The organism is Pseudomonas sp. GXM4 (genome assembly GCF_008923895.1).
Lineage (GTDB): Bacteria > Pseudomonadota > Gammaproteobacteria > Pseudomonadales > Pseudomonadaceae > Aquipseudomonas > Aquipseudomonas atacamensis.
The window spans coordinates 16,461-27,623 of the sequence record NZ_WBRZ01000043.1 but is presented as its reverse complement, the minus strand read 5'-3'; the positions used below and the strand labels follow the sequence as shown (position 1 = coordinate 27,623).

The following is an 11,163-nucleotide window of genomic DNA, read 5'->3' as shown; positions in this document are numbered from 1 at the left end:
CTCGAGGTTAAAAGAATAAAAAAGAAAGAAATGTATAAAACCTTTGTTTTTATGTTTATTCTTACTGAACCACCTTTCTGTGGATACATCGCTACAGGCCTTATTTTTCAACATGTACAGAGATTCAAAACTCTGTGTTCATGTAGCAATGAGGCCATTGGATAACCGGTTTAAGCCTGTGGATGAATGGGGTGGTTATCCACAGCGTGGGTTATCTCCAGTTTTGAGGCCCTGTTATCAACTGCCCTCAGTGGCAGTTATTCACAGGGCTAAATCCACAAAAATTTGATGGACGAAGAGGTACCAGGCAGCCGAAAACCGCTCAGGGAGAAAAAATCTGCCCGGCACTCTTGGAGGATTTTAGAAAAGAGGGAAGCAGACAGGTCGCGAACGGACCTGTCTGTGAATAGCAGGAGGTTATTTGCCGATGCAGAAGCTGGAGAAGATCCTTCCAAGCAGATCATCCGAGCTGAACGCCCCGGTAATTTCACCCAGGGAACGCTGAGCCTGGCGCAGATCTTCGGCGAGCAATTCGCCTGCCCCGGCCAGGGTCAGTTGCGCGCGGCCATGTTCCAGTGCCGCGCTGGCGTGACGCAGTGCTTCCAGATGCCGGCGACGTGCGCTGAAGCTGCTTTCCGAAGTCTGCTCGTAACCCATGCACGCCTTGAGGTGGTCCCGCAGCAGATCGAGGCCTTCGGCGGACTTGGCGCTGAGACTGATGGTCACGTGGCCGTCGTCACTGGTTTCCAGAGAAACCGCTTCACCGGTCAGATCGGCTTTGTTCCGGATAAGGGTGACCTTCGCCGGGTCCGGTCGAGACTCGAGGAATTCTGGCCACAAGGCAAAAGGATCCAGTGCTTCCGGTGCGGTCGCATCGACTACCAGTAAAACCCGATCCGCTTCTCCAATGGCTTTCAAGGCCCGTTCCACGCCAATCTTTTCCACATGATCATCGGTATCACGCAGGCCCGCAGTATCGACAACATGCAACGGCATGCCGTCGATGTGGATATGTTCGCGCAGGATATCCCGCGTGGTGCCGGCAATCTCGGTGACGATGGCAGCCTCGCGACCGGCCAATGCATTCAACAGGCTGGATTTACCGGCATTCGGCCGCCCAGCGATGACGACGGTCATGCCATCACGCAATAACGCGCCCTGCCCTGCTTCGCGCAGCACTGTGGATAACTCATCGCGTACTTTGTCGAGCATGCTCAGCACATGGCCGTCGGCGAGAAAGTCGATTTCCTCTTCCGGGAAGTCGATCGCGGCTTCAACGTAGATACGCAAACCGATCAGTTGCTCGGTCAGGTTATGCACACGCTGGGAAAACGCACCCTGCAATGAACGCAGCGCATTGCGCGCAGCCTGGGCAGAACTGGCTTCGATCAAATCGGCGATTGCCTCGGCCTGGGCCAGATCGAGTTTGTCATTGAGGAAGGCGCGCTCGCTGAATTCCCCAGGACGGGCCAGACGACAACCCAGTTCCAGGCAGCGCTTGAGCAACATGTCCAGCACGATCGGGCCGCCGTGACCTTGGAGTTCCAGCACGTCTTCGCCTGTGAACGAGTTCGGCCCCGGAAAATACAAAGCCAGACCTTCGTCCAGCACTTGCTGGTCGTCACTGAAAAACGGCCCGTAATGGGCGTAACGCGGTTTCAGCTCTCGGCCGCTGATGGCTTTTGCCGCCACGCTGGCCAACGGCCCGGAAATACGGACGATGCCCACACCGCCGCGCCCTTGAGCAGTGGCGACAGCAGCGATAGTTTCACGGGGTGTGCTCATAAAGCGGCATCCAGACAAACGTGGCAGATAGCAAAACGCCCCACTAGGGGGCGTTTTGAGTGGTGTTATCCACAGTGCAAGTTACGCCTCGGCTTTTTTCGTCGCCGCTTCGATCTTACGCGTGATGTACCACTGTTGTGCAATCGACAGGCAGTTGTTCACAACCCAGTACAGCACCAGACCCGCGGGGAACCACAGGAAGAAGAAGGTGAAGATGATTGGCATCATTTTCATGACCTTCGCCTGCATCGGATCCGGAGGCGTCGGGTTCAGCTGCTGCTGGATGAACATGGTTGCGCCCATGATGATCGGCAGAATGAAGAACGGATCCTTGATCGACAGGTCAGTGATCCACAGCATGAACGGCGCCTGGCGCATTTCCACGCTTTCCAGCAGAACCCAGTACAGCGACAGGAAGACCGGCATCTGCACGAGGATCGGCAGGCAGCCGCCCAGTGGATTGATCTTCTCTTTCTTGTACAGCTCCATCATGGCTTGCGACATTTTCTGCCGGTCATCGCCATGATGCTCTTTCAGCGCAGCCAGTTTCGGAGCCACGGCACGCATGCGCGCCATCGATTTGTAGCTGGCAGCCGACAGCGGGAAGAAAATCCCTTTGATCAGCATGGTCAGGAAGATGATCGACCAGCCCCAGTTACCGACAATGGCGTGGATATGTTGCAGCAGCCAGAAGATCGGCTGGGCAATGAACCACAGAATGCCGTAGTCGACGGTCAGTTCCAGACCTGGGGACAACTCTTTCAGCACAGCCTGGCTTTTCGGACCGGCGTACAGCACAGCGCTGGTTTCAACTTTTGCACCTGGAGCAGCGGTCAGAGTAGGACCGGTGTAACCGATGATGTAGTTGCCTTTGCTGTCTTTACGGGTCTGGACGATGTTGTTTTCGCCCTTGGCCGGAATCCACGCAGTCACGAAGTAGTGCTGCAGCCAGGCTACCCAACCACCGGTGACGGTTTCCTTGAGCTGCGCCTTGTCCATGTCCTTCATCGACACTTTCTTGTACGGCTCGGAACTTGTCCACAGGGCAGCGCCCAGGTAAGTCGCGGTGCCAGTAGCAGTGGTCGACGAAGGATCAGCGCTGGCATCGCGCTTCAACTGGGCAAACATTGCGCCGTTCCAGGGCTGAGCGCTCTGGTTATCCACAATGTAGGAGACAGCGACGTCGTACAGGCCACGTTTCATGGTGAAACGCTTGATGTAGTTGACGCCGTCCTTGCTGAATTTCAGGTCAACGACGAGTTGATCCTGACCGTCAGCCAGTTGGTAAACCTTCTTCTCCGAGGAATAAACCGGACGACCGGCCGGGTTTGCATCCGGGCCGTTAGTACCGATCAGACCACTTTGCGCCAGATATACACGTTCGCCGCCGTTATCGAACAGCTGGAACGGAACGTCAGGACGATCCTGACGACGTGGATACAAAGGCAGAGTCAGTTGCGCAACGTCGCCACCCTGTGGATCGATCGCCAGATCGAGCACATCGGTCTTGACCTGAATCAGATCCTTGCTGGCGGCGACCGGCGTTTCGGCAGGTGCGCTGGTATCGCTGGCGGCGCGCGGAATATCGTCACTGGCGGCATTTGTGCCAGTGGCGGTGTCCGGCAAACCGGATGTAGTCGTACTGGAAGCAACATTCTGAGTCGGCAGGGCAGCCTGGCCATAATCCTGGTTCCATTTAAGAACCATGACGTAGGACACGATTGCCAGGGCGACGATCAGGATCGTGCGTTTGATATCCATGATTACTCGGCCATCGAAGAAGAACGGGAGGTAGGGACAGGTGGAACCGGGTCATAACCACCGGGATTCCACGGATGACAGCGACCTAAACGACGAAAGGTCAGCCAGCCACCGCGCAGAAGGCCATGATTTTCAATGGCTTCATACGCGTAGCAGGAACAACTGGGGTAGAAGCGACAGTGGCTGGCCATTAAAGGACTAATGGCATAGCGATAAAACTGGATCGGAACGAGGGCCAGTTTACGCATCGGTACTGTCTACCCCTACAGTTTCGGTTTTGACTGCCGGAACGGGCTTGTTGCGTGCCAGACGCTTCCAGAGTTTGCCGAAATGCTGAATCAATTCGGGGTTTTCTACATCACCCAAACCTTTGCGCGCGACGATAACGATGTCCCAGCCGACCAGTGAATCCTGGTGCAGACGGAACGATTCGCGCATCAGACGTTTGAGGCGATTGCGCTCAACGGAGAGCTTTACGCTCTTTTTCCCGATAACCAGCCCGAGACGGGGGTGATCAAGATCGTTGTTGCGTGCAAGGAGCAGGAGATTTTTCCCCGGAACCTTGCCGGTAGGGGAGTCAAAGACTGCCTTGAAATGCCGGGGGGTAAGCAGACGCTTTTCCCGACTGAAGTCCTGACTCACCTCCAGTACCGGATTATCAAACTGCCAGACGCGCACGACCTTTGGCGCGACGACGCGACAGGACTGCGCGGCCGTTCTTGGTAGCCATGCGAGCACGGAAACCGTGGGTACGAGCGCGTTTGATAGTGCTTGGTTGGAAAGTACGTTTCATGTCGTGTTACCTGGTTCGTCCACAACGGGCCGGAATGGCCCCCGTTTTAAGAGACCGGGGATTCTAGAGAAAGCAAGCCTTCAGGTCAATTTCCAACCAGCGTTTCCTTATAAATAGATCCGGGCAGGGTTTAAGCTCGAAAGCCTGTCAGCCAGATATAGAAATAAAGAAGGGAATTATTTAAAGCTTTTCTGTAAAGCTTGTAAAAGCTAGACACGCCATCTTCTGTGGATAACTGCTATCAGGCCTTATTTTGTGTGGTGTACAGAGGATGACAACTACAGTGGAAAACAGTGTTCAGCCTGTGCTGCGCTATCGGATAAGCTGTGCGTGAAATGGCCTGTTATCCACAGGCTGGTTATCCACCGGGTTTAGCCCCCAGTTGTCCAGTGCCCTCAGAGGCGTTTATCCACAGGGCTTATTCACATGCCGTTGGTCGCCTTTTAATGCGTTAACGCGTTGATAAATGATGGTGACGAACCTACCTGCATGTGGATAAGTGAATCGCTCGCCGCTACAATGGCCGCTTGTTTTTGCCTCACCGGCTTTCAACTTAGGGGATATCCGTGTCAGTGGAACTTTGGCAGCAGTGCGTGGAGCTTTTGCGCGAAGAGCTGCCTGCCCAACAATTCAACACCTGGATCCGTCCACTACAGGTCGAAGCCGAAGGCGACGAGTTGCGCGTCTACGCACCGAATCGTTTCGTGCTGGACTGGGTCAACGAAAAGTACCTGGGCCGCGTCCTTGAATTGCTGGATGAGCACGGCAATGGCTCGACGCCGGCGCTGTCCTTGTTAATAGGCAGCAAACGCAGCTCGGCACCTCGTGCCGCACCCAATGCGCCACTGGCGGCCGCGCAGGTTGCCCAGGCGCAGGCCAATAATGTGCCAGCGAGCAATCCGGCACCGACGCCAGCCCCTGCTCCGGCCAAACGTTCCACACAGAAGGCCGCTGAAGTCAGCGAAGAACCTTCCCGCGACAGCTTCGACCCGATGGCCGGCGCCGCTTCGCAGCAGGCCCCGGTTCGCGCGGAGCAGCGCACCGTGCAGGTTGAAGGTGCGCTCAAGCACACCAGTTACCTGAATCGCACGTTCACCTTCGAAAACTTCGTCGAAGGTAAATCCAACCAGCTCGCCCGTGCGGCGGCCTGGCAGGTGGCGGACAATCCCAAGCACGGCTACAACCCGCTGTTCCTTTATGGCGGCGTCGGTCTGGGTAAAACTCACTTGATGCACGCGGTGGGCAACCATCTATTAAAGAAGAATCCGAATGCCAAGGTTGTGTACCTGCATTCCGAGCGCTTCGTGGCCGACATGGTCAAGGCGTTGCAACTGAACGCCATCAACGAATTCAAGCGTTTCTACCGTTCGGTGGACGCCTTGCTGATCGACGACATTCAGTTCTTCGCCCGCAAGGAGCGTTCCCAGGAAGAGTTTTTCCATACCTTCAACGCGCTGCTTGAAGGTGGTCAGCAGGTCATTCTCACCAGTGACCGCTACCCGAAAGAAATCGAAGGCCTTGAAGAACGCCTTAAATCCCGCTTCGGCTGGGGCCTGACCGTTGCGGTCGAGCCGCCGGAACTGGAAACCCGCGTGGCGATCCTGATGAAGAAGGCCGATCAGGCCAAAGTCGAGTTGCCGCATGACGCCGCGTTCTTCATTGCCCAGCGCATTCGCTCCAACGTCCGTGAGCTGGAAGGTGCGCTGAAACGCGTAATCGCCCACTCGCACTTCATGGGCCGCGACATCACCATCGAGCTGATCCGCGAATCCCTGAAAGACTTGCTGGCGTTGCAGGACAAACTGGTTTCTGTGGATAACATCCAGCGCACCGTCGCCGAGTATTACAAGATCAAGATTTCCGACTTGCTGTCCAAGCGCCGTTCGCGCTCGGTGGCTCGTCCGCGTCAGGTGGCCATGGCGTTGTCCAAGGAACTGACCAACCACAGCCTGCCGGAAATCGGCGATGTGTTTGGCGGTCGCGACCACACCACCGTGTTGCACGCCTGCCGCAAGATCAACGAACTTAAGGAATCCGACGCGGACATCCGCGAGGACTACAAGAACCTGCTGCGTACACTGACCACCTGATGAACACCAGCGCAGCTTATTAAGGCAAGGGACTAGACCATGCATTTCACCATTCAACGCGAAGCCCTGTTGAAACCCCTGCAACTGGTCGCAGGCGTCGTCGAGCGCCGACAGACCTTGCCGGTACTGTCCAACGTGCTGTTGGTCGTCGAAGGCCAGCAACTGTCGCTGACCGGTACCGACCTGGAAGTCGAGCTGGTCGGTCGTGTGCAACTCGAAGAGCCGGCCGAAACGGGCTCCATCACCGTGCCGGCGCGCAAGCTGATGGACATCTGCAAAAGCCTGCCCAACGACGCGCTGATCGATATCAAGGTCGACGAGCAGAAACTGGTGGTGAAGGCCGGCCGCAGCCGCTTCACCCTGTCGACCCTGCCGGCCAACGATTTCCCGACTGTTGAAGAAGGCCCGGGCTCGCTGACCTGCAGCCTGGAGCAGAGCAAACTGCGTCGCTTGATCGAACGCACCAGCTTCGCCATGGCCCAGCAGGACGTGCGTTACTATCTCAACGGCATGCTGCTGGAAGTTTCCGCTGGTGTGATCCGCGCCGTGGCCACCGACGGTCACCGTCTGGCGATGTGCTCGATGCAGGCCGATATCGGTCAGCCGGATCGTCATCAGGTGATCGTGCCGCGTAAAGGTATCCTCGAGTTGGCGCGTCTGCTCACCGAGCCGGATGGCAATGTCAGCATCGTCCTCGGCCAGCACCATATCCGCGCCACCACGGGCGAGTTCACTTTCACCTCGAAACTGGTCGACGGTAAATTCCCGGATTACGAGCGCGTACTGCCCAAAGGTGGTGACAAGCTGGTACTCGGCGATCGTCAGGCGTTGCGTGAAGCGTTCAGCCGTACCGCGATTCTGTCCAACGAGAAGTACCGCGGTATCCGTCTGCAACTGGCCAGCGGTCAGTTGAAGATCCAGGCCAACAACCCGGAGCAGGAAGAAGCGGAAGAAGAAGTGGGCGTTGAATACAACGGCGGCTCGCTGGAGATCGGCTTCAACGTCAGCTACCTGCTCGACGTGCTGGGCGTGATGACCACCGAGCAGGTTCGCCTGATCCTGTCCGACTCCAACAGCAGTGCGCTGGTGCAAGAGTCCGACAATGACGACTCGGCTTACGTTGTCATGCCGATGCGTCTGTAATCAGCTGATCCTGAATGTCGTTAAGTCGTGTTTCGGTCACCGCGGTGCGCAATCTGCACCCGGTGACCTTCTCCCCCTCCCCCCGCATCAACATTCTTTACGGCGCCAACGGCAGCGGCAAAACCAGTGTTCTGGAAGCCATTCATCTGCTGGGGCTTGCCCGTTCGTTTCGCAGCACGCGGCTGTTGCCGGTCATTCAGTACGAACAGCTCGCCTGTACTGTATTTGGTCAGGTTGAGCTGGCTGAAGGCGGACACAGTGCGCTGGGGATTTCTCGCGACCGTCAGGGCGAGTTCCAGATTCGCATCGATGGCCAGAACGCCCGTAGCGCTGCGCAGCTGGCGGAGATCCTGCCGTTGCAGTTGATCAATCCCGACAGCTTCCGTCTGCTGGAAGGCGCGCCGAAGATTCGCCGGCAGTTTCTCGACTGGGGTGTGTTCCACGTTGAACCGCGTTTCATGGCCACTTGGCAGCGTTTGCAGAAGGCGCTGCGCCAGAGAAACTCCTGGCTGCGGCATGGTACACTTGACGCCGTTTCGCAAGCGGTTTGGGACAGGGAACTGTGCCAGGCCAGCGCTGAAATCGATGAATACCGCCGCGCTTACATCACAGCCTTGAAACCGGTCTTCGAACAGACCTTGAGCGAACTGGTTGAGCTCGAGGGTTTGACGCTCAGCTATTACCGAGGCTGGGACAAGGACCGCGAATTGAGCGCCGTACTCGCCGGTTCCGTGCAACGGGACCAGCAGATGGGGCACACCCAGGCCGGACCGCAACGAGCTGATTTGCGTCTCAGATTGGGCGCACACAATGCCGCGGACATCCTGTCCCGGGGTCAGCAGAAGCTTGTGGTCTGTGCACTACGGATTGCCCAAGGGCACCTGGTCAGCCAGGCCCGCCGCGGACAGTGTATTTATCTGGTGGATGACTTGCCGTCCGAGCTGGACGAGAGCCACCGTCGCGCGCTGTGCCGCTTGCTGGAAGACTTACGCTGCCAGGTGTTCATCACCTGTGTAGATCACGAATTACTGAGGGAAGGCTGGCAGACGGAAACGCCAGTCGCTTTGTTCCACGTGGAACAGGGCCGTATCACCCAGACCCACGACCATCGGGAGTGAAGGCATTGAGCGAAGAAAATACGTACGACTCAACGAGCATTAAAGTGCTGAAAGGCCTGGATGCCGTACGCAAACGTCCCGGTATGTACATTGGTGACACCGACGATGGCAGCGGTCTGCACCACATGGTGTTCGAGGTGGTCGACAACTCGATCGACGAAGCCCTCGCCGGCCATTGCGACGACATCAGCATCATCATCCACCCGGACGAATCCATCACCGTTAAAGACAACGGTCGTGGCATCCCGGTAGACGTGCATAAAGAGGAAGGCGTTTCCGCCGCCGAGGTCATCATGACCGTCCTCCACGCTGGCGGAAAGTTCGACGACAACTCCTACAAGGTTTCCGGCGGTCTGCACGGTGTAGGTGTTTCGGTAGTGAACGCATTGTCCGAAGAGCTGGTCCTGACCGTTCGCCGCAGTGGCAAGATCTGGGAACAGACCTACGTCCACGGCGTGCCTCAGGCACCGATGGCCATCGTTGGCGACAGCGAAACCACCGGCACCCAGATTCACTTCAAGGCTTCCAGCGAAACCTTCAAGAACATTCACTTCAGCTGGGACATCCTCGCCAAGCGTATTCGTGAACTGTCCTTCCTCAACTCCGGTGTCGGCATCGTCCTCAAGGACGAGCGCAGCGGCAAGGAAGAGCTGTTCAAGTACGAAGGCGGCCTGCGTGCGTTCGTTGAATACCTGAACACCAACAAGACTGCGGTCAATCAGGTGTTCCACTTCAACATTCAGCGTGAAGACGGCATCGGCGTGGAAATCGCCCTGCAGTGGAACGACAGCTTCAACGAGAACCTGTTGTGCTTCACCAACAACATTCCGCAGCGCGACGGCGGCACCCACCTGGTGGGCTTCCGTTCGGCACTGACGCGTAACCTGAACAACTACATCGAGCAGGAAGGTCTGGCGAAGAAGCACAAAGTCGCCACCACCGGTGACGATGCCCGTGAAGGCCTCACCGCGATCATTTCGGTGAAGGTGCCGGATCCGAAGTTCAGCTCGCAGACCAAAGACAAGCTGGTGTCTTCCGAAGTGAAGACTGCGGTCGAGCAGGAGATGGGCAAATACTTCTCCGACTTCCTTCTGGAAAATCCGAACGAAGCCAAGCTGGTGGTCGGCAAAATGATCGACGCCGCCCGCGCCCGTGAAGCCGCGCGCAAGGCCCGTGAGATGACCCGCCGCAAAGGTGCGCTGGACATCGCCGGCCTGCCGGGCAAACTCGCTGACTGCCAGGAAAAAGACCCGGCGCTGTCCGAACTGTACCTGGTGGAGGGTGACTCCGCGGGCGGTTCTGCCAAGCAGGGACGTAACCGCAAGACCCAGGCGATCCTGCCGTTGAAGGGCAAGATCCTCAACGTCGAGAAAGCCCGTTTCGACAAGATGATCTCGTCCCAGGAAGTGGGCACGCTGATCACCGCGCTGGGCTGCGGCATCGGTCGCGAAGAGTACAACATCGACAAGTTGCGCTATCACAACATCATCATCATGACCGATGCTGACGTCGACGGTTCGCACATCCGCACCCTGCTGCTGACCTTCTTCTTCCGTCAGCTGCCGGAGCTGATCGAGCGTGGCTACATCTACATCGCCCAGCCACCGCTGTACAAGGTCAAGAAAGGCAAGCAAGAGCAATACATCAAAGACGACGACGCCATGGAAGAGTACATGACGCAGTCGGCCCTGGAAGATGCAAGCCTGCACCTGAACGAAGAAGCCCCGGGCATTTCCGGTGAAGCGCTGGAACGTCTGGTCAATGACTTCCGCATGGTGATGAAGACGCTCAAGCGTCTGTCGCGCCTGTACCCGCAGGAACTGACCGAGCACTTCATCTACCTGCCGGCCGTCAGCCTCGAAACTCTCGGCGACCACGCTGCGATGCAAGAGTGGCTGGCCCAGTACGAAGTCCGTCTGCGTACCAACGAGAAGTCGGGCCTGGTGTACAAGGCCAGCCTGCGCGAAGACCGTGAACGTGGCGTCTGGCTGCCAGAGGTCGAACTGATCTCCCACGGCCTGTCGAACTATGTCACCTTCAACCGCGACTTCTTCGGCAGCAACGACTACAAAACCGTGGTCACCCTGGGCGCGCAACTGAGCACCCTGCTCGACGAAGGCGCGTACATCCAGCGTGGCGAACGCAAGAAAGCCGTTACCGAGTTCAAGGAAGCCCTCGACTGGCTGATGGCCGAAAGCACCAAGCGCCACACCATCCAGCGATACAAAGGTCTGGGCGAAATGAACCCGGATCAGCTGTGGGAAACCACCATGGACCCAAGCGTGCGGCGCATGCTGAAGGTCACTATCGAAGACGCCATCGGTGCAGACCAGATCTTCAACACCTTGATGGGTGATGCGGTCGAACCTCGCCGAGACTTCATCGAGAGCAACGCACTGGCGGTTTCCAACCTGGATTTCTGATCCTGATTGCTACCCGCTCATGAAAAACCCCGGCCAATGCCGGGGTTTTT

At 57.3% G+C, this 11,163-nt stretch carries 9 protein-coding genes; 4 read left to right on the top strand and 5 right to left on the bottom strand.

Annotated elements, in window-relative coordinates:
• Window positions 1-417 precede the first annotated feature (417 nt).
• The 5 genes from mnmE to rpmH all read right to left on the bottom strand — a co-directional run bounded on the left by mnmE (window position 418) and on the right by rpmH (window position 4,339).
• Window positions 418-1,785 carry a tRNA uridine-5-carboxymethylaminomethyl(34) synthesis GTPase MnmE gene (gene mnmE, locus F8N49_RS08775; protein WP_151551165.1) on the bottom strand — a complete coding sequence of 456 codons (1,368 nt, stop codon included), beginning with the start codon at window positions 1,783-1,785 and terminating at the stop codon, window positions 418-420.
• Window positions 1,786-1,866: 81 nt separating this feature from the next.
• Window positions 1,867-3,546, bottom strand: a complete 1,680-nt coding sequence (gene yidC / locus F8N49_RS08770; protein ID WP_151551164.1) for a membrane protein insertase YidC — start codon at window positions 3,544-3,546, stop codon at window positions 1,867-1,869.
• 2 nt (window positions 3,547-3,548) lie between these two features.
• Window positions 3,549-3,794: a membrane protein insertion efficiency factor YidD gene (gene yidD / locus F8N49_RS08765; RefSeq protein ID WP_027901580.1), complete on the bottom strand. Its 246-nt coding sequence runs from the start codon at window positions 3,792-3,794 to the stop codon at window positions 3,549-3,551.
• Window positions 3,787-4,188 carry a ribonuclease P protein component gene (gene rnpA / locus F8N49_RS08760; protein ID WP_024014946.1) on the bottom strand — a complete coding sequence of 134 codons (402 nt, stop codon included), beginning with the start codon at window positions 4,186-4,188 and terminating at the stop codon, window positions 3,787-3,789. The genes yidD and rnpA overlap by 8 nt, the downstream gene beginning before the upstream one ends.
• Before the next feature lie 16 nt (window positions 4,189-4,204).
• The gene (rpmH, locus tag F8N49_RS08755) at window positions 4,205-4,339 is read right to left on the bottom strand and encodes a 50S ribosomal protein L34 (RefSeq protein WP_003213577.1); all 135 of its coding nucleotides are present in this window, start codon (window positions 4,337-4,339) and stop codon (window positions 4,205-4,207) included.
• A 566-nt stretch (window positions 4,340-4,905) separates the two neighbouring features.
• Between rpmH and dnaA the strand changes: the two genes are divergently transcribed.
• From dnaA to gyrB, 4 genes are read left to right on the top strand one after another with little or no spacing between them, the layout of a single operon-like run.
• Entirely contained in the window at window positions 4,906-6,429 is a 1,524-nt protein-coding gene (gene dnaA, locus F8N49_RS08750) for a chromosomal replication initiator protein DnaA (RefSeq protein ID WP_024014947.1), read from the top strand.
• A 39-nt stretch (window positions 6,430-6,468) separates the two neighbouring features.
• Window positions 6,469-7,572: a DNA polymerase III subunit beta gene (gene dnaN, locus F8N49_RS08745; protein WP_016772390.1), complete on the top strand. Its 1,104-nt coding sequence runs from the start codon at window positions 6,469-6,471 to the stop codon at window positions 7,570-7,572.
• A 14-nt stretch (window positions 7,573-7,586) separates the two neighbouring features.
• Window positions 7,587-8,690, top strand: coding sequence for a DNA replication/repair protein RecF (gene recF, locus F8N49_RS08740; RefSeq protein ID WP_016772389.1), 1,104 nt, complete (start codon window positions 7,587-7,589; stop codon window positions 8,688-8,690).
• Window positions 8,691-8,695: 5 nt separating this feature from the next.
• Window positions 8,696-11,113, top strand: a complete 2,418-nt coding sequence (gene gyrB, locus F8N49_RS08735) for a DNA topoisomerase (ATP-hydrolyzing) subunit B (protein ID WP_024014948.1) — start codon at window positions 8,696-8,698, stop codon at window positions 11,111-11,113.
• The last annotated feature ends 50 nt before the right edge of the window (window positions 11,114-11,163 follow it).

What these genes read in the sequence shown, in the direction of transcription:
- yidD (WP_027901580.1), bottom strand. Translation starts at nt 3,794, where the DNA reads ATGCGTAAACTGGCCCTCGTTCCGATCCAGTTTTATCGCTATGCCATT.
- yidC (WP_151551164.1), bottom strand. Translation starts at nt 3,546, where the DNA reads ATGGATATCAAACGCACGATCCTGATCGTCGCCCTGGCAATCGTGTCC.
- dnaN (WP_016772390.1), top strand. Translation starts at nt 6,469, where the DNA reads ATGCATTTCACCATTCAACGCGAAGCCCTGTTGAAACCCCTGCAACTG.
- rpmH (WP_003213577.1), bottom strand. Translation starts at nt 4,339, where the DNA reads ATGAAACGTACTTTCCAACCAAGCACTATCAAACGCGCTCGTACCCAC.
- mnmE (WP_151551165.1), bottom strand. Translation starts at nt 1,785, where the DNA reads ATGAGCACACCCCGTGAAACTATCGCTGCTGTCGCCACTGCTCAAGGG.
- recF (WP_016772389.1), top strand. Translation starts at nt 7,587, where the DNA reads ATGTCGTTAAGTCGTGTTTCGGTCACCGCGGTGCGCAATCTGCACCCG.